The organism is Sphingomonas sp. BK481 (assembly GCF_014194875.1).
Classification (GTDB): domain Bacteria; phylum Pseudomonadota; class Alphaproteobacteria; order Sphingomonadales; family Sphingomonadaceae; genus Sphingomonas; species Sphingomonas aerolata.
The window spans coordinates 371,405-398,000 of the sequence record NZ_JACIAP010000002.1 but is presented as its reverse complement, the minus strand read 5'-3'; the positions used below and the strand labels follow the sequence as shown (position 1 = coordinate 398,000).

The 26,596-nt window shown below is 67.0% G+C and carries 23 protein-coding genes; 13 read left to right on the top strand and 10 right to left on the bottom strand.

What is annotated here, in order from left to right:
- Window positions 1-25 precede the first annotated feature (25 nt).
- A complete protein-coding gene (locus FHY04_RS05660; protein WP_183935735.1) occupies window positions 26-715 on the bottom strand; it encodes an OmpW family protein in 690 nt (229 codons plus the stop codon).
- Between the two features lie 126 nt (window positions 716-841).
- On the opposite strand from FHY04_RS05660, the gene FHY04_RS05655 reads away from it, so the two are divergent.
- Entirely contained in the window at window positions 842-2,161 is a 1,320-nt protein-coding gene (locus FHY04_RS05655; protein ID WP_183935734.1) for a radical SAM protein, read from the top strand.
- Complete coding sequence (locus FHY04_RS05650) at window positions 2,151-2,867, top strand: Crp/Fnr family transcriptional regulator (protein WP_183935733.1); 717 nt, start codon at window positions 2,151-2,153, stop codon at window positions 2,865-2,867. The genes FHY04_RS05655 and FHY04_RS05650 overlap by 11 nt, the downstream gene beginning before the upstream one ends.
- Before the next feature lie 22 nt (window positions 2,868-2,889).
- Here FHY04_RS05650 and FHY04_RS05645 read toward each other — a convergent pair whose 3' ends face one another.
- Entirely contained in the window at window positions 2,890-4,548 is a 1,659-nt protein-coding gene (locus tag FHY04_RS05645; protein ID WP_183935732.1) for an amino acid ABC transporter ATP-binding/permease protein, read from the bottom strand.
- Entirely contained in the window at window positions 4,545-6,272 is a 1,728-nt protein-coding gene (gene cydD, locus FHY04_RS05640; RefSeq protein ID WP_183935731.1) for a thiol reductant ABC exporter subunit CydD, read from the bottom strand. The genes FHY04_RS05645 and cydD overlap by 4 nt, the downstream gene beginning before the upstream one ends.
- 118 nt (window positions 6,273-6,390) lie before the next feature.
- Between cydD and FHY04_RS05635 the strand changes: the two genes are divergently transcribed.
- The 4 genes from FHY04_RS05635 (at window position 6,391) to FHY04_RS05620 (ending at window position 10,130) form a co-directional block, all read left to right on the top strand.
- A complete protein-coding gene (locus FHY04_RS05635) occupies window positions 6,391-7,992 on the top strand; it encodes a cytochrome ubiquinol oxidase subunit I (RefSeq protein ID WP_183935730.1) in 1,602 nt (533 codons plus the stop codon).
- A 33-nt stretch (window positions 7,993-8,025) separates the two neighbouring features.
- A complete protein-coding gene (gene cydB / locus FHY04_RS05630) occupies window positions 8,026-9,165 on the top strand; it encodes a cytochrome d ubiquinol oxidase subunit II (RefSeq protein WP_183935729.1) in 1,140 nt (379 codons plus the stop codon).
- A gap of 28 nt (window positions 9,166-9,193) precedes the next feature.
- Entirely contained in the window at window positions 9,194-9,316 is a 123-nt protein-coding gene (gene cydX, locus FHY04_RS05625; protein ID WP_031440400.1) for a cytochrome bd-I oxidase subunit CydX, read from the top strand.
- A gap of 103 nt (window positions 9,317-9,419) precedes the next feature.
- The gene (locus FHY04_RS05620) at window positions 9,420-10,130 is read left to right on the top strand and encodes a Crp/Fnr family transcriptional regulator (protein WP_183935728.1); all 711 of its coding nucleotides are present in this window, start codon (window positions 9,420-9,422) and stop codon (window positions 10,128-10,130) included.
- Between the two features lie 28 nt (window positions 10,131-10,158).
- Here FHY04_RS05620 and FHY04_RS05615 read toward each other — a convergent pair whose 3' ends face one another.
- Window positions 10,159-10,755, bottom strand: coding sequence for a hypothetical protein (locus FHY04_RS05615; RefSeq protein WP_183935727.1), 597 nt, complete (start codon window positions 10,753-10,755; stop codon window positions 10,159-10,161).
- Window positions 10,756-11,009: 254 nt separating this feature from the next.
- Window positions 11,010-11,345, bottom strand: coding sequence for a hypothetical protein (locus tag FHY04_RS05610; protein ID WP_183935726.1), 336 nt, complete (start codon window positions 11,343-11,345; stop codon window positions 11,010-11,012).
- On the opposite strand from FHY04_RS05610, the gene FHY04_RS05605 reads away from it, so the two are divergent.
- The 3 genes from FHY04_RS05605 (at window position 11,317) to FHY04_RS05595 (ending at window position 16,137) form a co-directional block, all read left to right on the top strand.
- Window positions 11,317-13,785, top strand: coding sequence for a PAS domain S-box protein (locus FHY04_RS05605; RefSeq protein WP_183935725.1), 2,469 nt, complete (start codon window positions 11,317-11,319; stop codon window positions 13,783-13,785). The two genes, FHY04_RS05610 and FHY04_RS05605, sit on opposite strands and share 29 nt — an antisense overlap.
- Window positions 13,786-13,804: 19 nt before the next feature.
- Window positions 13,805-14,419, top strand: a complete 615-nt coding sequence (locus FHY04_RS05600; RefSeq protein WP_031440397.1) for a response regulator transcription factor — start codon at window positions 13,805-13,807, stop codon at window positions 14,417-14,419.
- 77 nt (window positions 14,420-14,496) lie between these two features.
- On the top strand, window positions 14,497-16,137 hold the full coding sequence (locus tag FHY04_RS05595; RefSeq protein ID WP_183935724.1) for a Na+/H+ antiporter: 1,641 nt from the start codon (window positions 14,497-14,499) through the stop codon (window positions 16,135-16,137).
- A gap of 15 nt (window positions 16,138-16,152) precedes the next feature.
- On the opposite strand, the gene FHY04_RS05590 is transcribed toward FHY04_RS05595, so the two are convergent.
- Entirely contained in the window at window positions 16,153-17,130 is a 978-nt protein-coding gene (locus FHY04_RS05590; RefSeq protein ID WP_183935723.1) for an alpha/beta fold hydrolase, read from the bottom strand.
- A 161-nt stretch (window positions 17,131-17,291) separates the two neighbouring features.
- Between FHY04_RS05590 and FHY04_RS05585 the strand changes: the two genes are divergently transcribed.
- Window positions 17,292-18,698 (top strand): coniferyl aldehyde dehydrogenase, encoded by a 1,407-nt coding sequence (locus tag FHY04_RS05585; protein WP_409349149.1) that lies wholly within the window; start codon window positions 17,292-17,294, stop codon window positions 18,696-18,698.
- Between the two features lie 37 nt (window positions 18,699-18,735).
- Here the strand turns inward: FHY04_RS05585 and FHY04_RS05580 are convergent, their stop codons facing one another.
- The 4 genes from FHY04_RS05580 to FHY04_RS05565 all read right to left on the bottom strand — a co-directional run bounded on the left by FHY04_RS05580 (window position 18,736) and on the right by FHY04_RS05565 (window position 24,471).
- Window positions 18,736-21,063 (bottom strand): TonB-dependent receptor, encoded by a 2,328-nt coding sequence (locus FHY04_RS05580; protein WP_183935721.1) that lies wholly within the window; start codon window positions 21,061-21,063, stop codon window positions 18,736-18,738.
- 87 nt (window positions 21,064-21,150) lie between these two features.
- Complete coding sequence (locus tag FHY04_RS05575; protein WP_192097430.1) at window positions 21,151-22,401, bottom strand: MFS transporter; 1,251 nt, start codon at window positions 22,399-22,401, stop codon at window positions 21,151-21,153.
- 100 nt (window positions 22,402-22,501) lie between these two features.
- Window positions 22,502-23,581: an LLM class flavin-dependent oxidoreductase gene (locus FHY04_RS05570; RefSeq protein WP_183935719.1), complete on the bottom strand. Its 1,080-nt coding sequence runs from the start codon at window positions 23,579-23,581 to the stop codon at window positions 22,502-22,504.
- Entirely contained in the window at window positions 23,578-24,471 is an 894-nt protein-coding gene (locus FHY04_RS05565) for an aldo/keto reductase family oxidoreductase (RefSeq protein ID WP_183935718.1), read from the bottom strand. Before FHY04_RS05565 ends, FHY04_RS05570 begins: the two co-directional genes overlap by 4 nt.
- A 43-nt stretch (window positions 24,472-24,514) precedes the next feature.
- Between FHY04_RS05565 and FHY04_RS05560 the strand changes: the two genes are divergently transcribed.
- The 3 genes from FHY04_RS05560 (at window position 24,515) to FHY04_RS05550 (ending at window position 26,587) form a co-directional block, all read left to right on the top strand.
- Window positions 24,515-25,591 (top strand): Gfo/Idh/MocA family protein, encoded by a 1,077-nt coding sequence (locus FHY04_RS05560; protein WP_183935854.1) that lies wholly within the window; start codon window positions 24,515-24,517, stop codon window positions 25,589-25,591.
- A gap of 72 nt (window positions 25,592-25,663) precedes the next feature.
- Entirely contained in the window at window positions 25,664-25,963 is a 300-nt protein-coding gene (locus tag FHY04_RS05555) for a putative quinol monooxygenase (RefSeq protein ID WP_183935717.1), read from the top strand.
- Between the two features lie 108 nt (window positions 25,964-26,071).
- Window positions 26,072-26,587, top strand: coding sequence for an RNA polymerase sigma factor (locus FHY04_RS05550; protein WP_183935716.1), 516 nt, complete (start codon window positions 26,072-26,074; stop codon window positions 26,585-26,587).
- The last annotated feature ends 9 nt before the right edge of the window (window positions 26,588-26,596 follow it).

Here is a 26,596-nt window from a genome sequence, read left to right as displayed (position 1 = left end):
GCCCGCGGTCCTGCTCGGCCGTGGGTTAAAGCCTCAGGCCGAGACCGACGCCGAAGACGAGCGGATCGAGATTGATCTTCACGGTCTGCGTACCGATTGCCGTCGTACGCAGGCGGGCGCTCGTGTCGATGTCGATATATTTGACGTCGAGATTGAGAAAGACCTTCGGCGTGATGTCGACATCGACCCCGGCCTGCGCCGCCCAGCCAAAGCTGTCCTTCATACGCACCCGCGTCCGCCCGACCGCCTTTTCGAGACCCGCCGAGGCATCCTCGTTCCAGAACATCGTGTAGTTCAGCCCGGCCCCGACATAGGGACGGATCGAGCCGCGTGGGTTGAGGTGATATTGCGCGGTCAGCGTCGGGGGCAGCACCCAGGTCGAAGCCAGCTTGCCGATCGATCCGGTCGTCCCGCTACGCCCGCTGGCGCTGTGCTTGGTCGTCGCGGCGATCAGTTCGAAGCCGATCTGGTCGGTGGCCATATAGGTGACGTCGACCTCGGGCATCGCGCTGTTGTCGACGCTGACGCGTTCGCCGGGAAAGGTCGGGAGGATCCCGCCCGAGCGTTCGTTCGGGGCGACGAGGATCGCGCGCAGGCGGACGAGGACGTCGCCGGCCTTGATACCGGTGCGCGGTGCCGGGTCCTGCGCCATGGCCGGCGTGGCGATGCCGAGGCCGGCGGCGGCTAGAACTACGCCGATGGAAAGATGCTTCATTGCCCGACTCCTGATTGGGATGCGTTCGGGCTAGGCGTGCGGCGTGGCGGGGGCGTTGATCACGGCCAAACGCGGTTTTGATGCCGATCAAAGACCAGTCGAAGGGGACATCGCACCCATCATCGCATGTGGACCTATCACCCCGAACTGCTCGCGACACCCGTGCCGCGCTACACCAGCTATCCGACCGCTGCCGAATTCGGCGACGATGTCGGCCCGGCCGACATGGAGGAGGCGCTGGGGGGCATAGTGCCGGGGACGGTCGTCTCGCTGTATCTGCACATCCCCTATTGCCGGGACATATGCTGGTATTGCGGATGCAACACGGGGGCGGCGAACCGCGCCGCGCGGCTCGCCACCTATGTCGAACGGCTCGAACGCGAGATCGCACTCGTCGCGCAGCGGGTGACTGGCATCCGCGTGGGACGGATCGCATTCGGCGGCGGCAGTCCGAACGCGATTCCGCCGGCGGCGTTTCTCCGGCTCGTCGAAAGCGTCAGGACGGCGTTCGACTGCACCGATGCGATACTATCGGTCGAGGTCGATCCGCGCGGTTTCGACCGCGACTGGGCGGGGGCGATCGGGCGGGCAGGGGTGTCGCGGGTCAGCCTCGGCGTCCAGACGCTCGACCCTCAGGTCCAGGCGGCGATCGGGCGCGTGCAGCCGTCGGAGGATATCTGTCGCACGACAGCGCTCCTGCGCGAGGCCGGTGTCGGGTCGATCAATTTCGATCTCATGTATGGCCTGCCGCGACAGTCCGAGCAGAGCCTGCGGGCCAGCATCGTCGAGAGCATCGCGATGGGCCCCGACCGGCTCGCGGTGTTCGGCTATGCGCACGTCCCGCACCTCGTACCGCGCCAGAGACGTATCGTCGCGGACGGGCTGGCGGGGACGGCGGAGCGCTTTGCGCAGGCGGCCCTGGCGCATCGCATGCTGGTCGATGCCGGCTATGATCCGGTCGGGTTCGACCATTTCGCCCGACCGGGCGATGCGCTCGCGCAGGCGGCGGCGAGCGGCGGCCTGCGCCGCAACTTCCAGGGTTTCACCGAAGACCCGGCGGAGATCCTGATCGGTCTGGGCGCCAGCGCGATCAGCGATTTCCCCGACCGCATCCTGCAGACCGAGAAGAATACGGGGCGCTACGGCATGCGGATCGATGCCGGAGCCCTTGCAACCTGTCGCGGGCTGCGGCGCAGCCCCGAAGACAGGCTGCGCGGCCGGGCGATCGAGACGATCCTGACCCGGGGCACGGCAGACCTGACCTCGCTGGATGGCGCCGCCGATATTCGCAGTCGGCTGACGCCGTTCGAACGGTACGGGCTGATCGCCTGGGAGGGGAATGTGCTCCGCCTGAGCGAAGACGCGCTTCCCTATGCGCGCGTCATTGCGAGCAGCCTGGACGCCTACCGGCAGCCCGCGTCGGCCCGCTTCAGCCATGCGGTCTAGCGCGGCTGGCGGGGCGATCGTGACGCTGCCGCCACGCTGTGCCGCCTGCAACGTACGCGACGATGCGCTGTGTGCGACGCTCGAAGACGCGGGTCTGGTCGCGCTGCACGGGATCGGCCGACGGCGGACGATGCCGGCAGGACAGGTACTGGTCTGGAGCGGGGATCCGAACGCGATCTGCGCCACCGTCGTGTCGGGGGTGCTGAAGGTGATGCGCGCGGGGCCGGAGGGTCGCGAACACATTGTCGGCCTCGCCTTTGCCGGAGATTTCGTCGGCGACCTGTTTGCCGACACCGCGAACGAGACGATCCGGGTGATCACCGATGCGGAGCTGTGCGTGTACCCGCGCGCGGCGCTGCAACGCATGCTCGACGCGCATCCGGCGATGGAACGCCTGTTGCTGCACCGCGCGCTCGGTGCGCTCGACGATGCGCGGATGTGGATGCTGATGCTGGGACGCAAGGCCGCAGGCGCGCGGATCGCCACGTTCCTGCTGGAAATGGCACGGCGGATGGGTCAGCCGGGCCCGGCCCGCTTCGACCTGCCGATGAGCCGGTCGGAGGTCGGTGCGCTGCTGGGGATGACGATCGAGACCGTCAGCCGGCAGATGACATCCCTGAAGCGCCGCGGGGTCGTCGCCCTGCCGGGCGGGCGCGGCGTCATCATCCTCGATCGGGCGCAGCTCGCGCGGGCCGCGGCGGGCTGAGCGACAGCGTCCGGAGCCGGTGCTAGGCGGCGCTACGCTGGTCCGATCCCGCCTGTGTCAGGTCGAAACGCCGGGGGCAGAGGGCGACGAGCGCCGGGCGGTGGCTCACGAGGATCAGCCCCTGTCCGGTCGTGTCGAGGCGCTGCGCCAGTCGGACCGCGAGCAGCTTTTCGGTCGTGCCGTCCAGCCCCTCGCTCGGCTCGTCGAGCACGAGCCACGGCGCGAGCGAGCAATAGGCACGCGCGACCGCGAGACGGCGCCGCTCCCCGCCCGACAGGCGTGCGCCGTTTTCACCGACCCACGCGTCGAGTCCGTGATCGAGCGCGCGAACCTGATCGTCGAGCACCGCGTCGTGCAGCGCCCGCCACAGGGTCGCATCGTCGGCATCCGGGTTGGCCAGCATCAGATTGTCGCGCACCGTCCCCGACAGCAGCGCGGCATCCTGTGGTGCCCAGGCGAAGCTGCGCCGCGATATCTCAGCCCGGATCAGGCCGATATCGAGCCCGTCCAGCCAGATCTCGCCAGGCGCGCTCGGCCGCAACGACAGCAGCCGTTCGACGAGCGTCGTCTTGCCGATCCCCGAGGGGCCGGTCAGCGCGACCCGATCGCCCCGCCGCACGTGACACGTCCCCGCCGGCAGGACGAAGTGCAATGCGCTACGGCTAGGACCGGTCGTGTTCGGCAAAGCGCGCGGAGATGCATTCTCCAGGTAAGTCTCTGCGCTCTCGTGCGTTTCCAGAATATCGTCGAGCCGGTCGCGTGCCGCGCGCATGCGACCTCGCTCGATCATTGCGCGCAACACGGGCGTTCCCGCGTCGATCGTCATCGCCGCCGCCAGCGCCGCCAGTGCAGCCCGTGGCGCCCCCGATCCCGCCGAAAGGATCGCGGCGCCGGCGGCGGCGATACCGACGGCCGTCGCATGCAGCAGGTCCAGCCATCCGGCAGCTTCTGCCTGCGCACGCTGCGCCGCGGCGAGCGCACGGCTTCGATCGTCGACCTGCGCAGCCGCCCAGGGCTCGAGCCCGAAGCATCGCAGTTCGGGGGCGGCATCGGCAAGGCCTGCGAACGTCTCGCGAAGTGCCCCGGCAACGTATTGCACCGCTTGGCCAAGCGGCGCGCTACGACGGGCAAGCCGGTCGGCAATGATCACGAGCACCGCCATGCAACAGGCGGTGGCGATCGAGGCTGCGACGCTGCCCAGCGATACGAGCCCGAGCCCCGTGATCAGCGCCGCGGCGACGCCCCAGGGCGCGGACTGTCGTACGAACTGCATCTCCATCGCATCGACGTCGCCGATCAGTCGGGCGGTCGCCTCGCCCGTCCCGAAGGCGAGCGCGGTACCAGCGGGCTGTGCTGCGAGCGCGCGGAAGATGGCCGGGCGTATCCGCGCGAGCGCGCCGAACGCCGCCTCGTGGCTGGCAAGGCGCTCGCCGTAGCGTGCGCCAGTCCGCAGGATGGCAAGAAGCCGGATCCCCGCGCTGGGCAGCATGTAGTTGAACGCGAGCGCTGCCGCCGGGCCCGCCAGACCGGCGATCGCGGCGGCGGTGATGAACCAGCCCGACAACCCGAGCAGCAGGACCGACGCTGCCGCGACCACTGCGGCGAGCAGCGCGGCGCGTGCGAGAAGTAGGCGCTGCGCACCTCGCTCCTGCGCGAGCAACCTGTCGAGTGGACCAGTCATGCCGGGTCTCCAAGCCGGACCACATGATCGGCGATGCCGACCAGGCGGTCGCTATGCGTCGCGATCAGCGTCGTCCGGCCGCGACAGGCCGCCACGATCGTCGTGACCAGCGCAATCTCCGACAGCGCATCGAGATGCGCCGTCGGCTCGTCGAGCAGCAGGATCGGTGCCGGCTTGAGCATGGCGCGCGCCAGGGCAAGCCGCCGCCGTTCGCCACCGGACAGCCCGCCGCCGCGCGCATCGAGCCGCGTGTCGAGACCGGCGGCCATCCGACCGCCGCCGCGTGCCATCAGCATCGGCCGAAGACCGGCCTGCACCACCGCGCGGTCGATCGCATCGTCGGTGGCGTCGGGGCAGGCAAGCCGCAGGTTTTCGCGGATCGTGCCGGCGATGATCAACGGATGCTGGCCAGCCCAGGATGCGGACGGCGCGAGCGAACCGCCGGGTGGGAGCCGCTCGCCGTCGATCAGGACATCGCCCGCGACCAGCGGCGCGAGGCCGAGCAGCAGGTGCAACGCGCTGGTCTTGCCGCTGCCCGATGGTCCGGTCAGCACGACGATGCGGCCCGGCGGGACATCGAACGACAGGTCGGACACGGCGTCCTGTTCCGCGTCGGGATAGCGGATCGCGACCGACTGGAACGCCAGTGCGGGAAGAGCGGGCATTTCGAGCCGCAGTGCGTGCGGCGTCGATGGCAGCGACGCCGGCATGGGAGACGAGGGCGCGGGCGCGGGCAGGGCGATCAGGCGATCCGCCGCCGTCTCGGCCGCCTGCTTGTCGTGATAGGCGGCGGCAAGACGTCGCATCGGTGCGTAGAATTCGGGTGCGAGCGCGAGGACGAAGAAGGCGCGGCCGAGATCGAGCTGCTCGGGCACCGGGAAGGGCAGGAGGTGGAGCAGGTTGAACCCGCAATAGACCGCGACCAGCGCGACCGAGAGCGCGGCGAAGAACTCCAGCGCGCCCGAGGACAGGAAGGCGACGCGCAGCACGCCCATCGTCCGCGCCGCCAGTTCGTCTGCGGCGATCCCCAGCGCGCGGGCCTCGCGGTCCTCGGCGCCGAACGCAAGGACGACCGGTAGTGCGCGGACCCGATCCGCGAACCGCCCTGTCAGCCGGGCCAGCGCGGTGAACTGGCGCCGGGATTTGTCCGCGGCCGCGCCCCCCGCAAGCGCCATCGCGACGATGAACGGTATGAGCGTCACGACCAGGATGCCCGCGGCGACGGGGCTGGCCAACGCGGTCGCGAGCAGGATCAGGAAGGGTGCGATGGCGCTTGCTTTGCGCGCGGGCAGGAATCGCGCGATATAGCCGTCGAGCGCGTCCACCTCGTCCACCACCGCGGCCATCAGGACACCCGTGGTCGTCGGCGCACCGGGGTCGCGGTGCAGCGCCGACGCGACGATCCGGCGACGCAGCGTCACCTTGGCGTCTTCGGCCTGGCGGGCGCCCCTGCGCGTCGCGAGCATGACGACAAGACCGCGAAGGCCGCCGGACAGGACGACGAGCATTGCCCAGGGCAGGACCGCGGCGGCACCGGCCGGAACCGCGACGATCGCCCCCGCCAGGCCGCCGGCAAAGCCGATTGCGGCAATGCTGTCGAGCATGAGCCACGCCGCCGCCGCATCGCCGCGTCGGCCGCCCTGGGCGATGGTCTTGAGCCACTGGCGACGCGCGCGGGGCGTCGGGTCGGTGGATGCGAGGTCGCTCGAAGATAGTGCCGTCATGGACAGGCTTGTCGCGTATTGCCGTTCGTCTGGTCTTTGACCGCGGTCAATGTTCTGACCGGCCGCGCCACTTACGCCCCGACCAAACCGGCATGTTCGCCGGGGGGGAGACCGTTCCATGGACCTCGGGGTCATCGACCTGTCGCGGCTGCAGTTTGCGCTCACCGCGCTCTATCATTTTCTCTTCGTGCCGCTGACGCTGGGCCTGTCGATGATGCTGGTCATCATGGAATCGGTCTATGTCATGACGAACCGGCCGATCTGGCGCGTGATCACACGCTTCTGGGGGCGGATCTTCGCGATCAACTTCGTGCTGGGGGTGGCTACGGGGCTGACGATGGAATTCCAGTTCGGCACGAACTGGTCGTATTTCTCGCATTATGTCGGGGACATATTCGGCGCGCCGCTCGCGATCGAGGGGCTGATGGCGTTCTTCCTCGAAGCGACGTTCGTCGGCATCATGTTCTTCGGCTGGGGGCGGCTGTCGAAGCTCGGGCATCTGCTCGTCACGGCCATGGTGGCGCTCGGCACCAACCTGTCCGCGCTGTGGATCCTGATCGCGAACGGCTGGATGCAGAATCCGGTCGGCGCAAAATTCAATCCGGAAACGATGCGGATGGAGGTCACCGATTTCGGCGCCGTCCTGTTCAACCCGATCGCGCAGGCCAAGTTCGTCCACACGGTCAGCGCGGGCTATGTCTGCGCGGCGGTGGTCGTGCTGGGCATCAGCGCCTTCTGGTTGCTCACCGACCGCTACAAGGGCGTGGCACGGCGATCGATGACGGTGGCGGCAGCCTTTGGCCTGGCCGCGTCGCTGTCGGTCGTCGTGCTGGGTGACGAGAGCGGCTATGCCCTGACCGACAACCAGAAGATGAAGCTCGCCGCGATCGAGGCGGCTTGGCACACGGCACCCGCGCCGGCCGGTCTGACGCTGTTCGGCGTACCCGACGTCGCCGCCCGGGAAACCCGGTACGAGGTTCAGATCCCCTGGGTCCTCGGGCTGATCGCGACGCGCAGCCTCGACGGCACCGTCACCGGCATGTCCGAACTGGTGCTCAAGGCGCAGGAGCGGATCACGTCGGGCGTGGTCGCCTATGACGCGGTCGAACGGCTCAAGACCGACCCTGCCAATGTCGTACAACGCGCACGGTTCGAGGCGCACAAGCGTGACCTGGGCTACGCCCTGTTGCTCAAGCGGCATGTCGCGGATCCGCGCACTGCCAGCCCCGCCCTGATCGCCTCCACGGCGTGGGACGTGGTGCCGAACGTGCCGCTGATGTTCTGGAGCTTCCGGATCATGGCCGCGATCGGGGTCCTGATGATCGCGCTGTTCGGGGCGGCGTTCGTCCTGACGTCGCTCCGCCTGCACACGCAGACGCGGTGGTTCCTGAAACTCGCGGTGCTCGCGATCCCCTTGCCCTGGATCGCGATCGAGCTGGGCTGGATGCTTGCCGAGATCGGCCGCCAGCCCTGGGCGATCGAGGGCGTGCTGCCGACCTTCCTTGCCGCATCCTCGCTGACGCGCGGCGTGCTGTGGACGACGATCATCGGCTTCACCGCCATCTACGAGACGCTCGCGGTCATCGAGGTCCGCCTGATCCTCGCGACGATCCGCAAGGGGCCGTTCGAGCATGACGAGGATGCCTATCCGGTGCCCGATGCCGGACCGGCAGGGCGCGGCGCCGCGCGTCCCGTTGCTGCCGATCCGATCCCCGCCTGACCCCTTTTCGCCTGATCCGAAAGGCACGATCCGATGTTCGACTATGAGACGCTGCGCATATTGTGGTGGGGGCTGATGGGGGTGTTGCTCATTGCCTTCGCGCTGACCGACGGGTTCGACCTCGGGGTCGCCACGCTTCTGCCGTTCGTCGCACGGACCGATTCCGAGCGCCGGATGGTGATCAACTCGGTCGGTCCGACCTGGGAGGGGAACCAGGTCTGGTTCATCCTGGGTGGCGGCGCGATCTTTGCCGCCTGGCCGTTCGTCTATGCGGTCAGCTTTTCCGGTTTCTACCTCGCGATGTTCCTCGTGCTCGCGGCGCTGATCCTGCGACCGGTCGGGTTCAAATACCGGTCGAAGCGGCCGGATCCGCGGTGGCGGTCCGGATGGGACTGGGCGCTGTTCGTCGGGGGCGTCGTGCCGGCGCTCGTCTTCGGGGTCGCGGTCGGCAATGTCCTGTCTGGGGCGCCGTTCCGGCTGGACAGCGATCTGCGCGCCTTTTTCGACGGAAGTTTCCTCGGGCTGTTCACGCCGTTCACGCTGATCTGCGGCCTGTTGTCGGTCGCGATGCTGGTTTTGCACGGCAGCGCATGGCTGGCGATCAAGGTCGAGCATGGCCCGGTCCATGACCGCGCGACGCGGTTCGGGACATTGGCCGCGATCCTGTCGCTGGTCCTGTTCGCGGCCGGTTGGGCGTTCGTCGCCTGGACCGATATCGGGTTCCGCATCGTCGGGACCATCGATCCGGCGGGGCCGTCCAATCCGCTGCGCACGACGAGCGAAATCGCTGCGGGCGCGTGGCTGGCGAACTATGCACTCCATCCCTGGATGATGATTGCCCCGCTGATGGGATTCGGCGGCGCGGTGGTCGCGCTGATCGGGATACGCCGACGGATCGAGAGTGCGGCATTTGCGGGATCCTCGGCATCGGCGGTGGGGATCATTGCGACCGTCGGGCTGTCGATGTTTCCCTACATCCTGCCGTCCAGCATCGATGCGCATTCGAGCCTGACGGTCTGGAATGCGTCATCGTCCGAAAAGACACTCGGGATCATGCTGTTCGTCACCGTCGTCTTCCTGCCGATCGTCCTCGCCTACACCGCATGGGCCTTCAAGCTGATGTGGGGCCGCGTCACGGCGCACGAGGTCGCGACCAATCCCGATTTCTACTGATCACTCCGTGCGGCAAGGACGATAGATAATGTGGTATTTCAGTTGGGTATTGGGCCTCGGCCTTGCGTTGGGCTTCGGAGTGCTGAACGGCATGTGGCATGAATTCTCGTTGCCGGCCGATGACGAGATCGACGTACCGGACATGCCGTAGACAGTGACGGGCAACATATCCTGCCCGGCCCGTCCGGCGATATTGACCAGTCGGCGCCGAATTGATGCGGTCAATTCGGCGACCGGGCGCTATATCTGCCGTCATGCTTGCTGCAACCATCTGCGTCGACTGTGCAGTTCGCGATCAGTCGCTCTGCGGAAGCCTGACCAACAGCGAACTGCATGCGCTCAATACCCTGGGTCGGCGGCGGATCGTGCGGCGTGGCGAGACGCTGATCTGGGCGGGTGAGGACAATATCCTGTGCGCCAATCTCCTGTCGGGCGTGCTCAAGCTCGTCGCATCGAGCGGTGACGGTCGCGAGCAGATCGTCGGGCTCCTATACCCCGCCGACTTTGTCGGGCAGCCCTATCCCGGGCAGGCCGATTTCAGCGTGTCGGCGCTGACCGACGCGGAAGTGTGCATCTTTCCGCGGGCGTCGTTCGAGCGCGTCCTGACCGATCATGCGCGGATGGAGCGGCTGCTGCTGCAACGCACGCTTGCCGCGCTCGACGAGGCGCGGTCACGCATGCTGACGCTCGCGCGCAAGTCGGCGAGCGAGAAGGTTGCCGGGTTTCTCGTCGATATGGCGATCCGTGCCGCGGCGACCGGTTGCAGGGGAACGCCCAGCGGGCCGGTCACGTTCGACCTCCCGCTTTCTCGGGGTCAGATCGCGGACATATTGGGTTTGACGATCGAAACCGTCAGCCGGCAGATGACGCAGCTGAAGACTCGCGGCGTCATCGGCTTGCCCGGCGGAAGAGCCATCACCATTGTCGACCGCGACGCTCTCGCGGCGCGCGCCGATCCGGCATAGCGACGCCGGGAGCGACAGCAGGCTGCGCTCAGGGTGAAACGCTACGCGCCAGGCTGTCGGTCAGCCGCATCCTGGCGGCGCGCGTGAGGCGGGCATGCCCCAGGGTCAGGATCGCCAACTCGGTGAATTCGGTGGCACGCCGGCAGCCGTCGAAGAAGCATCGCAGCATATAGCCGAGCATGTCGGGCGCGAACCGGTCAGCCTCGATCGAGCGCGGATCAAGCGCGACGATGAGATCCTGCGCATAGACGGCGTCGGTCGCGCGGTGTGCGGCGACATGATCGAGCAGCACGCCGATCAGCGGCTGTGACGGGGTTCGTCGGAACAGCGTGTCGAGCGTCGGCTCGAGGCCATCGTCGCGCCGTTCGGTCACCAAGGCCAGTCGCGCACAGATCCAGTCCGCATCACGTGCCGAGGGTCTGACGGGCAAGCAGTCTGCGCAATGTTCCAGAATGCTGCACAGGCTGCGCAGATCGGCATGCTCGGACAAAAGGTCCGCAAGATCGTCGTCGCGGATGACATGCCAGTGACGACACGCTGGAACCGGGGACGACTCGCCGTCGCCCGATTCCCGATCGACGCGCTGCGCCTCGCCGTCCTGCTTCGTGCCGTGCCCGTCCGTCATGCCGGCTCCTCCGGTCATCGCTCTGCCCGTCATGGCGAACCGTGGCATTGATCGTCGTCAAAGGGGCAGGGCACGGGATTGAGGCCGCGGCCACGACCGTCGCGGAGCCAGAACGTCGGCTGATATTCGGTGACGTTTACCGATGCTTAGGCGCGCCGGCCTATCCTCGGGCGGATCGTCGCGTCGTTCCGAAGTCGCGGGATGGACGGCTTTTCACAGCTGACCATAATGGTGGAACTGCCCGTCATTATGGGTCAATATATTCGCCAATGAGCTAGGTAATAATACAGTATTGGCATATATTTGCCGGATAGCATGGAGACTTCAATACAAGACGATCCCGTTTCGACAATGAGACAGCCGGGCCGTACTGTGGCCGGGTGGTGCATAGCGGCTGTCTTTGCCTGCGCGACGATCCCGTTGATCGGATGGATGCTGCGGATTCCCGTGCTGACGACGTTCGGTTTGGTCGAGCCAATGCCGCCGTTCGGCTGCATTGCCTTTGCCTGCATGGCGGCGGCGACCCTGATTTTGTCACGCGGACATTCCAGTCGCCGGGCCATGCCGCTGCTCGCCGTGCCGATCGCCATCGGTCTCGAACGCCTGTTCGTCCAACTGGTCCTGCCGGCCGGGAGCCATGGAATCGATGGGTGGCTGTTTGCGGACGATGTCCGGAAAGCCTTTGATCGCGCGATGACGGGGCCGGGCATTGTCGCCGATCTCATACTCGTCGCATTGCCCGTAGCGATCGGCGCAGCCGCGGCAAAAACCCGCTCTTATGGACGGCTGGCGGCGGCACTCGCAGGCGGCAGTTTGGTGACTGCAAGCACAGCCTTATTGCTGATCCCGATGCTCCCGGCCCTGCATGCGACCGGGTGGCATCTGTCGTCGACGTCCATGCCATCCGCGATCGGCGCGATGCTGCTAGCCCTGGCGGTACTTGCCTGGCGAAGTGATATTCTGGACGAGCCCGGTGCCTGGTCGCCCGAATGGCACATGTTGCGACTTGTCCTGCCGCTGCTGCTGGTCGTACCGGTGCTAGCGCCGCTCGTGGAAATGGCGAGCATCGAGCTTGCCGGGGTGTCTGCGGTCTGGGGCGAACTGCTGACCGTCACCCTGAATTTCGTGGTGGTCAGCGCCCTCGTCACCTGGACGGTGCGGAGCGCAGCGCGGCATCGCGCCGCGTTGTCCGAGCTGACCGAGGCATTGAACGCCGCACCGATGGCGCTGGTCGATACCGATGACCGGATCATCCACTGGTCGCGCGGGTGCGAGGAATTATACGGGTGGCGTGCGCACGAGGCGCTCGGCAGGCAGAAGCATGTACTGCTCGCGTCGTGCACCGCCGACGGCAGCTTGGCGACGGGCTGCCCGCATGCCGATGGCGAGCGTGAACTGATCGAGCGCCGACGCGACGGCAGCGCGGTGCACGTGATCGAGCAGGCGCGCAGGGTCGAGAAGCTGGCCCGTGCGCCGGCCCTCGTCCTGTCGATGACCGATATCAGCACCCGGCTCGAGATCGAGGCCGCGCTGCGCAAGAGCGAGGAGCGTCTCGCGCTCGCCAGCAGCGCGCATGAGGTCGGGGTCTTCGAATGGGAGGTGGCGACCGGGGCGCTGACCTGGACCGCAGGGTCCGAGCAGCGTCTGGGGCTGCCCGCGGGAAGCCTGCACGATTATCCGAGCTGGGCGGCGTTGATCGACCCGGACGACCTGGCGGAGGTCGAGCGCACGATCGCCGAAACCGTCGGCATGCGCGCACCGCGCATCAGTTTCACCTATCGATTGAAACTGCCCAACGGCACGCAGCGTTTCCTCGAGGGCTCTGCCCGGTGCTTCTATGATCAGGCCGGCGTCATGATCCGGACGACGGGGATCACGCTGGACATAACGCGGCACGAGGAGCGCGAGGCGGCGCTTCGCGTGCGCGAGGCGCAATTGCGGTCGATCCTTGAAACCGTGCCCGACGCGATCATCGTGATCGACGAGGCCGGCGCCATCCGCTCCTTCAGCGCCGCCGCCGAACTCATCTTCGGCTATAGCGCCGCCGAGGCGATCGGATTGAACGTGCAGACCCTGATCCCGGGCGAGCGCGAGGCGTGGCAGCAGGGATATTTACGGCGCTATCCGGCCTCGGGCGATCGGCGTGGCGTTGGTCATGGCCGGCTCACCACCGCGCGGCGCGCGGACGGAAGCAGCTTCCCGGTAGAACTGCATGTCGGCGAAGCGCTGGTCGACGGCGAACGCGTGCTGACGGGGTTCGTCCGTGACATTTCGGAACGGATCGCCGCGGAAGAGCGGCTGAGCCTCGTCCGGCGGGAATTGATGCAGGTCATCCGGTTGAACGCGGTCGGCGAAATGGCTGCGGCGCTCGCGCATGAACTCAACCAGCCGCTCGCTGCGATCGCGAACTTCGTCACGACCGCCGAATTGCTCCTCGACAGCGGCGCCGGCATGGATGGCGACCGGCTCAAGGCCACGTTGATATCGGCGAACGCGCAGGCCCTGCGGGCAGGCGACATCATCCACCGGCTTCGCGAGTTCATCGCCAAGCGCGAGTCCGAGATGCGGATCGAGCCCGTGGAGGCGACACTGCGTGAGGCCGTCACGTTGCTGACGTCCGGCGGACAGCATGCCGATATCGAGCTGAGCTTCGGGCTGTCCCCCGACGCCGACTTCATGCTCGCGGATCGGATCCAGGTGCAGCAGGTGGTCGTCAACCTGCTCCGCAACGCGTTCGAAGCATTGGCGACATCGCCCGACGGCGCGCGCGGCGTCCTCATCGAGGCGCGGTTGAACAAAGCGGCGCTCGTCGAGATCAGCATCTGCGACAATGGTCCCGGCTTGCCCGATGCGATCCTGTCGCGGATGTTCACGCCCTTCACGTCATCGAAGGGGGAGGGGGGCATGGGCTTCGGCCTGTCGATCTGCCGCCGCATCGTCGAAGCGCATGGCGGGGAGCTGGTCGGCTTCAACGCCCCGGGCGGTGGCGCCTGCTTTCGCTTCACCGTGCCGCATGTCTGTTTGGAATAAGCCGTGAAAGGATGTCTGGATGCGTACCGTCTATGTCGTCGACGATGACGACGCCGTCCGTGCATCGGTGCAGGGGCTGCTGTCGACCCGTCCGAACCTGCTGATCCGCGGCTTTCGCTCCGGGGACGCGTTTCTGGCCGAGCTCAGCAGTCTCGATCCGGGTATCGTGCTGCTCGACCATCACATGCCCGGAACCACCGGGCTCGAGGTGTTGCGAAAGCTTGTGCCGTTCGCACCGCATTTCGCGCCGATCATCCTGACCGGGCAGGGCGACGTGCAGCTCGCCGTCGAAGCGATGAAGGCGGGCGCGCTCGAGTTTCTGGAGAAGCCGTGCGATCCGCACATCCTGCTGCGCACGGTCGACGAAGGTTTTGCGCGGCTCGAAACCGAAACCGCGGCCGCGGACCGGACCCAGGCGGCGCGTCAACGGATCGCGCGGCTCTCGATGCGCGAGACCGACGTACTGATGGGACTGATCGACGGCCAGCCGAACAAGGTGATCGCGCATGCGCTGAGCCTGAGCCCGCGGACCGTCGAGATCTACCGTGCCAATCTGATGGACAAGCTCGGCGTGCGGAGCCTGTCCGAGGCGCTTCGGATCGCCTTTGCCGCCGGCCTCGTGACGGTCGACTGACGATCGTGCGGTCCAAGGGGGTGTCGTTTGTGGCGCGTGCCGGTTAGGAAGGATCCGACGCCACGCGGGAGTATCTTTTGGAAGCTGTATCGATCGTTCTGTTCCTCCTGCTCGCGGTCGTCCTGAGCGGGTCCATTTCGCGAATGCTCCCCGTGCCGGTGCCGACGCCTCTGGTGCAGATCATGCTCGGTGCGGTCATCGGTATGTCGACGTCGTACCGGGTCGCGCTCGATCCCGAACTCTTCTTGCTGCTGTTCCTGCCACCGTTGTTGTTCCTCGATGGCTGGCGGATCCCCAAAGACGAGCTGCTAAAGGACATTTCGACCGTGGTCGAACTGGCGCTGGGGCTGGTCCTGATCACCGTGATCGGCATGGGACTGTTCATCCACTGGATGATCCCGGCCATGCCGCTCGCCGTCGCGTTCGCGCTGGCTGCGGTGGTGTCGCCGACCGATCCGATCGCAGTCTCGGCGATCGCCGCGCGCGTCCCGATCCCGAAGCGGATGATGCACATCCTCGAAGGGGAATCGCTGCTGAACGATGCGTCAGGCCTTGTCTGCCTGCGCTTCGCGATCGCCGCGGCGCTGACCGGATCCTTCTCGCCGTCCTCCGCCGCCTTCAACTTCATCTGGGTTGCCGGCGCGGGCATCGTCGTGGGCGCCGGCCTGACGCTTGCGGTCACGCGCGCCAAAGCATGGGTATCGCGGCGGTTCGGTGAGGAATCAGGGTCGCAGATCCTCGTCAGCCTGCTGATCCCGTTTGGTTCGTATCTGCTCGCCGAACATCTTCACGCGTCGGGGATCCTCGCGGCCGTCGCGGCGGGCGTGACGATGACCTATGCTGAGATATCACGTCAGGCGCTCCCGAACACGCGGATGCGGCGCAACTCGGTGTGGGACACGATCCAGTTCGCGCTCAACGGCATCATCTTCGTGCTGCTCGGCGAACAGCTGCCGGCGATCCTTGCGGGTGCCAGGACGACGGTCAAGATGACGGGGCATGACAGCACCGGCTGGCTTGCCGCTTATGTCCTCGCGATCGTCGCCGGGCTCGCCGCCCTGCGGTTCGTCTGGGTCTGGGTGTCGTTGCGGCTGACGCTGCTGCGCCGACGCTATCGCGACGGGGTGACGGTCCACAGCCCGGACTGGCGGCTGGTCGCGGCGATGTCGTTGGCGGGGGTCCGCGGGGCGATCACGCTGGCAGGTGTCCTGACGATCCCGCTCGTGCTCGACGACGGCACCGCGTTTCCGGCGCGCGACCTCGCCATATTCCTCGCCGCAGGAGTGATCATCGTGTCGCTGGTGCTGGCGAGCGTCGGCTTGCCGATCCTCCTCAACGGCCTGACGATGCCGCCCGAGCCGTCGTTGCTCGCGGAAGAGGATGCGGCGCGGGTCGCGGCGGCGGAAGCGGCGATCCGCGCGGTCGAGCGATCGCAGCATGAGCTGGCCGAACGGATGGGCGACGGCGATTTCTATGCGGCGGCGGGCGGCCGGGTGATGGACATCTATCGCGACCGGATCGACAGCCGCAGCGGTTCTGCCAAGGCGTCCGCGGCCGCGCGTGTGCAGGACCGGATCGAGCGGGACTTCAAGCTCGTCGCGCTCCAGGCGGAACGCAGCAGGATCGTCGATCTCGCGCGCGATCGCCGGATCGGCAGTGCGACGATCCGCAAGCTGGTCCGTGAACTCGACCTCGTAGAGGCCCGGTATCGCAGCTGACGGTCTGCGAGGGCCTCAGACGGGAGCGCCGGGCTTTCTCAGCGTGGAAAGCCATGCGACCACGTCATCGGGTCGTGTCACGGGGATCATGTGGCCGCCTGCGACCAGCGTGAGCGCTGCGGCGGGACAGGCGTTGGCGAGACCCTGGCCGTGGGCCAGCGGATCGAGCACAGCGTCGTCGCGTCCGAACAGGATCGCGGTCGGGACAGACAGCGAAGGATAGCGGTCGACCATCGCGGGCAGATCGGCATTTGCCGCTGCGAGATCTGCCGCCGCTCCGGCAAAGGCCGATGGACGACCGATCAGCGCGCCGCCGCCGCGTGTCGCGAAATCGTCGGGTACCGGATCGGGTGCGAAGACCATGCGCGCGCCGCTGGGTCGCGCGAACAACGCCGCGGGCGTGGCGACCGTCCATGCCAGCGCGCTGCGCATCGCTCGCGTAGCGATGGCGCGCGTTGCGACGATCTGCGGCACGGTGGCGAGTGGCTGGGTCAGGGGTGCGATCAGCGCGAGCCCGCCAACCTGCCGCGGATGATCGAGCGCCAGCGCGAGCGCGATCGAGCCGCCCAGCGAGTGGCCGACGACGAGCGGCCGGTCGAGCCCCATCGCGGTGATGAACGCCGCGACATGCGCGGCTTGTGCACGGATATTGGCCTGCGCGATCGGCGCCGAATAGCCCGAGCCCGGGCGGTCGATCAGGATCACGCGGTGATCCGCACTCAGTCGGTCGAGCAACGCATAGCCGAAGTTGCGCATCTGCCCGCCAAGCCCGTGGATCATCACGATCGCCGGGCCCGTACCGCGTTCGAGATAATGCATCCGACGCCCGTCGATATCGATGAACGCTCCGTCGGCGGGCACGCGGCGTTCCACGCTGTTCGCCGCGAACCTGGCGAACAGCGCAAGACCGGCCACCACACCGAGCGCGAGGCCGGCCGCACGCGCGGCCGGATGGCGAGGCGGCGTGGGCGCCGCATGGTCGTTCTCTTTCATATGCGTCATCCGCCGACACATAGAATGCGCCGAAAGGTCACGCCAAGCCTCCGCGAGGCCGGTATGCAGCCCGCTTGCGAAGCAGCAGGCGCAGGCGGCATGACGCTGGTATTGAAACCGGGCCGGGCGGGTGCGCCGGATGGGAGATGGTGATGACCGACATGACGGCGATCCTGGGGGCGCAGCGGGCGGCGTCGATGGCGGCGATGCCCGAGCCGCTGTCGGTCCGCAAGGACCGGCTGAAACGGGCCGTGGCGATGATCCGCGAGTCCGCCACGCGGTTCTGCGACGCGCTGTCGGAGGATTTCGGGCACCGGAGCCGCGAGCAGTCGATGATCACCGACATCGCCGGATCGATCGCGCCGATCACCCATGCGATCAAGCATCTCGACCGCTGGGCGAAACCGGAGCGGCGCGCGGTGCAGTTTCCGCTGGGGCTGCTCGGCGCGAAGGCCTGGGTCGAATATCAGCCCAAGGGCGTGGTCGGGGTAATCGCGCCGTGGAATTTCCCGGTCAACCTCATCATGGCGCCGCTTGCGGGCATCTTCGCCGCGGGCAACCGTGCGATCGTCAAGACCAGCGAATATACCCCGGTCACCGGCGCGCTGTTCGAGGAGCTGGTCGGGCGGTATTTCGCGGCGGACGAACTAGCTTTCGTTGGGGGCGGTCCGGAGGTCGGCAAGGCGTTTGCCAGCCTGCCGTTCGACCATCTGCTCTTCACCGGTGCGACGGGGATCGGGCGCCATATCCTCCACGCGGCCGCCGACAATCTGGTGCCCGTGACGCTGGAGTTGGGCGGCAAGTCGCCGGTGGTGATCGGTGAGGGGGCGGATATCGCGCGCGCGACCGAGCGGGTCGCGCTCGGCAAGATGCTGAATGCCGGCCAGATCTGTCTCGCGCCCGATTACATGCTGGTCCGCGACGCCGACGAGCCCGCGGTGGTGGCCGGGCTGACCGCGGCGGCGAGCGCGATGTATCCGACATTGCTCGACAACGCGGACTATACGTCGCTGGTTAGCGACCGCCACATGGCGAGGCTGAACGACTGGCTCGACGATGCCCGGGCCAAGGGCGCGCGGGTCGAGATCGTCAATCCGGCGGGCGAGGACCTCAGCGGTGCGAATACGCGCAAGATGCCGCTGCACATCGTCCGCGACGCGACCGACGACATGATCGTGATGCAGGAGGAGATCTTCGGTCCGGTCCTGCCGATCCGTCGCTATGACGACATCGACGACGCGATCGGCCAGATCAATCGCCGCGACCGGCCGCTTGCCCTCTATCACTTCGGCAGCGATGCGGACGAGCGTCGCCGGTTGCTCGATCGAACCGTGTCGGGTGGCGTCAGCCTCGACGACGTGATCCTCCATGTCTCGATGGAGGATCTGCCGTTCGGCGGCATCGGCCCGTCGGGCATGGGCGCCTATCACGGCGCAGACGGGTTCCGTACGTTCAGCCATGCCCGCGCGGTCTTCCGGCAGGCGCGGTTCGACGTCGCCAAACTGGCTGGCCTGAAGCCACCCTATGGTGCAACAGCGCGCAAGGCCGCCGCGCGGCTGATCGGATGAACCGCGCGTCCAACCGACCCACCGCGCCCGCCGGCGGTTAGAAATCCTTGCGCAGCAGCAGGCCGGCGTAGCGCTGGTCGTCACGCGGGACGAACCGGACAGTCCCGGCGAACGTCCCTGCGGTGAGGAACGACGAATAGGAGGTGTTCGTCAGGTTTTTCACATAGGCGCGCAACTGCCAGCCCGACTGGTCGCTGAGCAGGGCGACGCTCGCATTCCAGATCGCATAGGCGGGCTGCACCGTGCTCGGTGTCTGCGCCAGCGCATATTGCACCTTGCTGCTGAACGTCACGTCGCTCTGCAGTTCGAGGGCGAGCGTGTCGCTGAGTGCGAAGCGGTAGGCCGCATTCTCATAGAGCTTGATCTTGGGGGCATAGGGGAGCGGCTGGCCGTCGATGTTGCAGCTCGTCGGCGCACCCGGCGGGCAGAGAAAATTGCGCACCGTGGCATCGGTATAGGCGGCCGAGATGTCGAGCGTCAGGCCCTTGGTCGGGCGCAGCGTCACGTCCGCCTCCGCGCCGCGCGAGCGCACCGAGCCGGCGTTGATCAGGCGGCTGACCTGCGCGCCCGCGACGACGTCGTTGAAGCTTGCCTGATACCCGTCGAAATTCGTCGTGAATGCGGCCAGGCTGTAGCTCAAAGCACGGTCTGCGGTGCTGCCCTTCAACCCGACTTCGTAGGAGTTCGAGGTCTCGGGGCTCAGCGGAACCTCGTCGAGCGGCGTCGTCGCGTTGAGCGACCGCATGTTGAAATACACGTTATACGCCGGCCCCTTATAGCCGCGCGAATAGGTGAAATAGGTCTGTGCGTGATCGCCGATGTCATATTGGAGACCCAGCCGGTAGCTGTCGCCACGCCGATCGAGCCCGTCGCTGGCATTGTGATAGGCGCGCACGCCGGGGCGATCGAGCGCCGCTGCCCCGGTGTTGAGCGGATCCGCGCTCGACGTGCGGACATGGTAGAAATCGAGGCTGTCCCAGGTCGAACGATAGCCCGCGATACCACGGAAGCGCGGGGTGAAATTGACGTTGGCCTCGCCGAACAACGCGAAATTGTCGTTGGTGATGCCGTAGTTCGCGATGCCCGTCGTCGTGCTGCGCGCACCACCAGCGGCGAGCGACGTCAGCGTCCGCTGATAGGTCTCGTCGGTGGTGGCGTGGAGATAATAGGCACCGAGCACGTAATCGATCAGCCCGCCCTTGGGCGATGTGAGCCGCAGCTCCTCCGAGAACTGCTTGGTGTTCACCCGCCCCGTGTCCTGGCCGGACGGGAAGGCGGTCGATAGCGCGGCGACGCTGTCATAATCCTGACGTTGCGTGTTCAGCCACTGCCGCCAACCGGTGATCGAGGTGAGGTGATAGTCGCCGAGCGTGAGGTCGCCCGTGAACGAGCCGCCGTAATTCTCGTCGCGGACGTCGGTGATCGTATCGTTGTTCGTGCGGCGGTTACTGGCGTTCGCACTGATGCCGCTTGCCGCAAGCGCGGCAGCCAGGTCGGGCGAATTGGTGACGGTGCCGGTGGGGTAGGCGGTCCGGCTGGTGCGGGCATAGACGCTGGTCGGGGTGGTATCGTGCGAATTGAGATAATCGCCGATGATTGTGAACTTCAGCGCGTCCGACGGCGTGATCACCAGCTTGCCGCGCGCACCGTAGCGCCGATAGCCGTTGACGTCGTCGTTGCGCGTGACGTTTCGGACATTGCCCTTGAAGTCGTCGTAAAGGCCGCCGATCAGCGCCTGGACCTTGCCGGGCACGATCGCACCCGAGATGCCGGCCTTGATACGGTATTCCTTGTCCGACGTGACGCCGGCTTCGCCGAACATCCGGAACTCGTCGGTCGGATTGCGCGTGACGATGTTGACGACGCCCGCCGACGCGTTCTTGCCGAACAACGTGCCCTGTGGCCCACGCAGCACCTCGATCCGCTCGACTTCGCCCAGGTCGAGCGTCGACTGGCCGGGGCGGGTGAGGACGACACCGTCGAGCACGGTCGACACCGACGGCTCGACGCCGGGCGAGGTGGTGATCGTGCCGACGCCGCGAATGAATATCGTCCGGTCCTTGTTCGACGCACCGCTGCGAAAGCCGACCGCGGGGATCGTCGCGGCGATGTTCTCGACCGTGTTCAACTGGCGTTCGGCGAGCGACTGTCCGCTGACGGCGGTGATCGCGATCGGTACGGACTGGAGGCTTTCGTTGCGAAAGCGCGCGGTGACGACGACGTCTTCGCCGGTGTCGGCGGGAGGCGTTGCCGGCTTGGGGGTCGCGGCTGTCGGCGCCGCTGCCGTGTCCTGAGCGAATGCCGGCGCGGCGAAGGTCGCAAGCGCGGTGCCGGCCAGCAGCGCCACATGGCGTGGATCGATCATGATATCCCTCCCGAAGATGATGTCGTCTTTTAAATCCCATTCAGCCGATGGGTATATAGATCTGGATGCAGACGCATCGTATCAGCTTTAGTGCCCCTCGACCGGGCGTAACCGCGGCAGCAGCAACTGGATCCAGCCGACCGCGAGCAGATAGGAGACGCTGGCGAACAGGAACAGCGGCAGGTAGCCGAGCCCGGCGGTCAGGACGAGGCCGGCGACCTTGGCGATCACCATACCACCGACATTGCCGCTGAACGAGCCGAACGCGGTAACCCGGCCGAGCTTGTCCTGCGGCACGACGTCGGCGATCAGCGCGAACAGGTTGGTCGAGAACGCCTGGTGCGCGGCGAGCGTCAGCGCCATCAGCGCGATCGTGACGGGATAGCTGCCGACGTAAAGCACGAGCGGAACGGGCAGGACGCAGAGCGCGGCAACCAGCAATATGCCCTTGCGGACGGCGTTGACGCTGTAGCCAAGGCTCAGCAGCCGGGTCGCCACGCCGCCGCCGAGCAGCGAGCCGACCGCAGCGCCACCATAGGCGATGGCCAGCGGGACGCCGAGCGCGACCCCGCTCAAACCATATTGCCGGTGAAAGAAGTCGGGCAACCAGAAGAGCATCAGCCACCAGGTCGCGTCGGACAGGATCTTGGCGACCGCGATCGCCCAGGTCTGGCGATTGTGCAGTATCGGGCCATAGTCGCCGACCGGTGCCGCGGCATCTGCGGCGCCCATGGGCTGCAAGGTGAAGCGCAGGCGACGTGTCGCCATCAGCCAGACCGCCGCCCAGACGAGCCCGAGCGCGCCTGCGACGACGAACGTCCCCCGCCAGCCGACGAGCAGAGCGACCCCCGGAATCGCCAGCGGCGCCAGGATCGCGCCGATGCTGTTGGCCGCATTGGTCGCGCCGAACCCGCTCGACCGCCAGTTCTTGGGCAGCACCGACGCGATCGTCTTGATCCCGGTCGGCGTGCCCATCGCCTCGGTCGCGCCCAGGCTGACGCGGATCATCACGAATTCGGTCATCGATCGTGCCCAGCCATGCGCCATCGCGGCGATGCTCCATGCCGCGACACCGATCGGGTTCGCCCATTTCACCCCGAGCTTGTCGACGATCCAGCCAGTGAACAGGAACGCGAACGCCGCACCGCCCTGGAACCAGGCGGCGAGCGTCCCGTAATCATCGTCACTCCAGCCGAGATCGGCGGCGATCGTCGGCTTCAGCACGGCGATGATCTGACGGTCGACGAGGTTGAGGATGCCGGCGGTGACGACCAGCGCGAACAGCAATGTGCGGCCACGGGCGCTGAGTTGTGCGACGGTCTTGGTGGGCAAAGTCATAGCGGGCCAGCATGGACAAGAGGACGATGGATGCGAGCCAGTTTCTCTTGTCCGCGTCGGTTATTTGATTTCAGTCGGTCTCAGCGGGCAGGCCTGCGTCCTAGACGACCAAGGGACCATGCTCGATCCGCGGCAGCACGTGGCGTGCGAACAGGTCGGCCTCGGCGGCGTGCGGATAGCCCGACAGGATGAACGCATCGATTCCTTCGGCCCGGTAGGCGTTGAGCTTGGCGAGCACCTGATCCGGATCGCCGACGATCGCGGCACCGCATCCCGACCGTGCGCGGCCGATCCCGGTCCACAGATTCGCCTCGGCATAGCCATCGTCGGATCCCTCGCGCAGTTCGGCCTGGCGACGGACGCCGGCGGACTGAGAATCGAGCGAACGCGCGCGGATCGCCTGGCCTTCGGCATCGTCGAGCTTTGACAGCAGACGATCGGCCGCGGCGCGGGCTTCGGCCTCGGTGTCGCGGACGACAACATGGACACGGTAGCCGAAGCGCAGCGTGCGGCCGTGACGTGCGGCGCGGGCACGCAGGTCGGCGATGATCGCACGAACGCCGTCCATCGTGTCGGGCCACATCAGATAGACGTCGGCATTGGTCGCCGCGGCTTCCCGCGCCGCCTCGGACAGGCCACCGAAATAAAGCGCGGGACAGCGCCCCGACACGGTGGTCGTCCGGGGAGGATCGAGCTTCAGCTTCCAGAAGTCGCCGTCATGGTCGAGCGGCTTGCCGTCGAGCAGCGTGCGCAGGATGTGCATCGCCTCGACGGTGCGCGCATAGCGTGGCGCGCTTGCGAGCGTTTCGCCGGGCAGGTCGCTGGAAATGATGTTGATTGCCAGCCGGCCGCCGAGCATCTGGTCGATCGTCGCGATCTGGCGGGCGAGCTGCGGCGGCCAGCTTTCGCCGATCCGTACCGCCATCAGCAGTCGCAATCTCTTGAGCATCGGTGCGATCCCCGCGGCAAACGCGGTCGTGTCGATACCGAGCGTATAGCCCGAGGGCAGCAGGATATTGTCGTATCCCGCTGTCTCGGCCTGCATCACGATGTCGCGACAATGCTCCCAGCTCGATTTCAGCGCGGGGTCGGGGACGCCGAGAAACTCGTAATCATCATCGCACAGCGCGGAAAACCAGCTGATCTCGCAGGGCGGAAGGCTTGCCGACGGATCGATCATGGCAGCGAGACGCCCATGCCGGCCTGCAACACCGCATACCATTCGCTGCGGGTCCATTCGACCTTGTACGCATCGGCCGAGGCTGCGATCCGCGCCGGGGTCTGCGAGCCGACGATCGGGATGATCCGCGCCGGATGCGCCATGATCCACGCCAGCGTCGCGGTGGCGGCGTCGACGCCGTAGCGCGCGCCATGCTCGGCGAGCAGCGTTGCCGCCGGATGATCACCCTGCGCCAGCCGGCCCCCGCCAAGCGGCGACCACGCCATCACCGCGACGTCGTGCGTCATCGCCTGATCGAGCGTGCCATCGAACAGGGGCGCGGTCTGGAGCGGGGAAAACTCGGGCTGGGTGCTGACGATCGGCTGGCCGAGAAACGCCTGCAATGCCGCGAATTCGTGGACGCTGTAGTTCGACACGCCGATGCTGCGCACCTTGCCCGCGTCGACCATGCGCGTCAGCGCCGCGGCGACCTCCTGCGGATGGGTCATAAAATCGCGGCGGTGGATCTGGTACAGGTCGACCTGTTCGATCGCCATCCGCGTCAGCGACGCATCGAGGGCGTCGGCCAGATACTCTGCACTGGAATTATACGGGATGCCGGGACGGATGCCCGCCTTGGTCGCGATCACCATCTTCGCGCGCAGGCTCCGGTCCTCGGCCAGCGCGCGACCGAACAGCGCCTCCGCCGAGCCGAAACCCGCCGGGACGTCGCAGCCATAGATGTCGGCGGTGTCGAAGAAGTTGATCCCCGCACCCAGCGCCGCGTCGATCATCGCGCGGACAGGCGCGGTTTCTCCGGCCAGCCGCCACATGCCCCAGGCTATCGGCGAAACAAGGATTTCGCTCTTGCCGAGCGGGCGAAGGTCGTTGGAAAGGCGGATCGTCGTCATGCCGACGGCTCATGGCATAGGGATAGACAGCTTGGTAGCCACGATCAGATACGGTGTCGTCGGAACGGGCATGATGGGCGTCGAACACATTCGCAACCTGGCGATCCTCCCCGGTGCGGAGATAGTCGCGATCGCGGATCCGGTCGCGACCTCGATCGACTGGGCGACCGAGGCGCTCGGCGACCGGGCCGATGGCGTCGCGCGGTTCGACTCGGTCGAGGCGTTTGCGAAGCGGGCCGATGTCGACGCGATCGTCATCGCGTCGCCGAACAATACGCACCGCGACGTGCTCGATCAGCTGTTCGCGATGGACGCCGCGATCCTGTGCGAGAAGCCGCTGGCGACGACGATCGACGATGCGCGGTGGATCGTCGATCGTGCCGCCGCACACGCCAAGCCGTTCTGGACCGGGATGGAGTATCGTTTCATGCCGCCCGCAGCCGCCTTTATCGAGCAGGTCCAGGCGGGCCGGGTCGGCCGGTTGCAGATGCTGTCGATCCGCGAGCACCGCTTTCCCTTCCTGCCCAAGGTCGGCGACTGGAACCGGTTTGCCCGGAACACCGGCGGGACGATGGTGGAGAAATGCTGTCACTTCTTCGATCTGATGCGGCTGATCGTCGGGTCGGAAGCGGTGCGCGTCCATTGCTCGGGCGCGATGGACGTGAACCATCTCGACGAACGCTATGACGGCGAGCGCCCGGACATCATCGACAACAGCTATACGACGGTCGATTTCGCGAACGGCGTGCGGGCGATGCTCGATCTCAGCATGTTCGCCGATGGTGCGGAGAATCAGGAGGAGATGTCGGCGACGGGCGATGCGGCGCGGCTCGACGTGCTGATTCCTGCAGGCGAACTCGTCTATTCGCCACGGGTCGGATTTCTCAACCCCAAGGCGGTCGAGCGCAGCCATGTTTCGGTCGATCCGGCGGCCCGGGCTGCGGGCTCGCACGAAGGTGCAACCTATTATCAGCACGCCGCTTTTGCTGCCGCCGTGCGCGGCGAGGGACCGGTACAGGTCACCGCGGAGGATGGCCTGCGCGCGGTCGCGATCGGTACCGCGGCGGAGATCAGCGCGCGCGAGCACCGGGTCGTGACGATGGCGGAACTAGGCGTCTGACACGGCCGCGGGGTTGCGCGCCATCCGCCGGGCGCGCACAGGCTGTGGCGAAATCACGCCCAGGAGGTCGATATGCCCGTGAAGGTCATTGCGTTCGTTTCCGTCAAGCCCGGCCATGAGGAGGCCTTCATCGACGCCGCCCGCATCTGCGCCGCAGCGTCGCGTAATGAACCGGGGGTGCTCCACTACGATCTGTGGCGCGAGGCCGATGGCGACCGGCGCTTCGTGTTCAACGAGCTGTATGTCGACGATGCCGCGGTTCAGGCGCACATGGCGTCCGACCATTTCAAGGCACTGGGCGTGGCGTCACGCGATCTCGCCGCCGCGCGACCGACGATCATCGCGACGCATCCGGTCGACGTCGAAGGCTGAGGCAACACCGCGGCCGCGACGCGCGCATCCGTGAGGGGCTGACGCGCGCCGTCTGCAGCCGAGCATCCGCCATGGTCGTGACGTTTTCTCTTACGGTATAGGCGACGGATGGACACGCAGGGTCTGGAGGCCGTCTTCCTTGCCAACCGCGATACGCTGCTCCGCTTTCTGTCGGCGCATGGCGCGGGGGATGCGGCGGAAGACCTTTTGCACGAGCTCTGGATCCGCGTGCGGACGCCGCGCGGCGGGCCGATCGCTGCGCCGCTGGCCTATCTGTACCGCGCGGCGCACAATCTCATGCTCGACCGTCATCGCGCGGTCCGGCAGGCCGCCCGACGCGATCAGGACTGGAGCGACGCGGTCGGCGGCACGGTCGCGGGCCAGTCCGATGCGCCGTCGGGTGAGCGCGTGCTGATCGCGCGTGAAGAGGCGCGGATGGCAGCGCGCGCGCTGGAGGCGATCGGCGAACGCGCCGCGGCGGTGTTTCGCCGCCACCGGATCGACGGGATCGCGCAACGTGCGATCGCGGACGAGATGGGCGTGAGCCTCAGCACCGTCGAAAGTGATCTGCGGCAAGCCTATCGTGCGATGATCGCGTTGAAAGGGCGGCTCGATGAGGTTTGAGGCGAACGT

Excerpts from the sequence above, each read along its gene's own strand:
- FHY04_RS05660 (WP_183935735.1), bottom strand. The coding sequence starts at position 715 with ATGAAGCATCTTTCCATCGGCGTAGTTCTAGCCGCCGCCGGCCTCGGC.
- FHY04_RS05605 (WP_183935725.1), top strand. The coding sequence starts at position 11,317 with ATGCCGCTGCTCGCCGTGCCGATCGCCATCGGTCTCGAACGCCTGTTC.
- FHY04_RS05650 (WP_183935733.1), top strand. The coding sequence starts at position 2,151 with ATGCGGTCTAGCGCGGCTGGCGGGGCGATCGTGACGCTGCCGCCACGC.
- FHY04_RS05600 (WP_031440397.1), top strand. The coding sequence starts at position 13,805 with ATGCGTACCGTCTATGTCGTCGACGATGACGACGCCGTCCGTGCATCG.
- cydD (WP_183935731.1), bottom strand. The coding sequence starts at position 6,272 with ATGACGGCACTATCTTCGAGCGACCTCGCATCCACCGACCCGACGCCC.
- FHY04_RS05615 (WP_183935727.1), bottom strand. The coding sequence starts at position 10,755 with ATGACGGACGGGCACGGCACGAAGCAGGACGGCGAGGCGCAGCGCGTC.
- FHY04_RS05570 (WP_183935719.1), bottom strand. The coding sequence starts at position 23,581 with ATGATCGATCCGTCGGCAAGCCTTCCGCCCTGCGAGATCAGCTGGTTT.
- FHY04_RS05610 (WP_183935726.1), bottom strand. The coding sequence starts at position 11,345 with ATGGCGATCGGCACGGCGAGCAGCGGCATGGCCCGGCGACTGGAATGT.
- FHY04_RS05655 (WP_183935734.1), top strand. The coding sequence starts at position 842 with ATGTGGACCTATCACCCCGAACTGCTCGCGACACCCGTGCCGCGCTAC.
- FHY04_RS05635 (WP_183935730.1), top strand. The coding sequence starts at position 6,391 with ATGGACCTCGGGGTCATCGACCTGTCGCGGCTGCAGTTTGCGCTCACC.
- FHY04_RS05575 (WP_192097430.1), bottom strand. The coding sequence starts at position 22,401 with ATGACTTTGCCCACCAAGACCGTCGCACAACTCAGCGCCCGTGGCCGC.
- FHY04_RS05620 (WP_183935728.1), top strand. The coding sequence starts at position 9,420 with ATGCTTGCTGCAACCATCTGCGTCGACTGTGCAGTTCGCGATCAGTCG.
- FHY04_RS05565 (WP_183935718.1), bottom strand. The coding sequence starts at position 24,471 with ATGACGACGATCCGCCTTTCCAACGACCTTCGCCCGCTCGGCAAGAGC.
- FHY04_RS05550 (WP_183935716.1), top strand. The coding sequence starts at position 26,072 with ATGGACACGCAGGGTCTGGAGGCCGTCTTCCTTGCCAACCGCGATACG.
- FHY04_RS05585 (WP_409349149.1), top strand. The coding sequence starts at position 17,292 with ATGACGGCGATCCTGGGGGCGCAGCGGGCGGCGTCGATGGCGGCGATG.
- FHY04_RS05580 (WP_183935721.1), bottom strand. The coding sequence starts at position 21,063 with ATGATCGATCCACGCCATGTGGCGCTGCTGGCCGGCACCGCGCTTGCG.
- cydB (WP_183935729.1), top strand. The coding sequence starts at position 8,026 with ATGTTCGACTATGAGACGCTGCGCATATTGTGGTGGGGGCTGATGGGG.
- FHY04_RS05645 (WP_183935732.1), bottom strand. The coding sequence starts at position 4,548 with ATGACTGGTCCACTCGACAGGTTGCTCGCGCAGGAGCGAGGTGCGCAG.
- cydX (WP_031440400.1), top strand. The coding sequence starts at position 9,194 with ATGTGGTATTTCAGTTGGGTATTGGGCCTCGGCCTTGCGTTGGGCTTC.
- FHY04_RS05555 (WP_183935717.1), top strand. The coding sequence starts at position 25,664 with ATGCCCGTGAAGGTCATTGCGTTCGTTTCCGTCAAGCCCGGCCATGAG.
- FHY04_RS05590 (WP_183935723.1), bottom strand. The coding sequence starts at position 17,130 with ATGAAAGAGAACGACCATGCGGCGCCCACGCCGCCTCGCCATCCGGCC.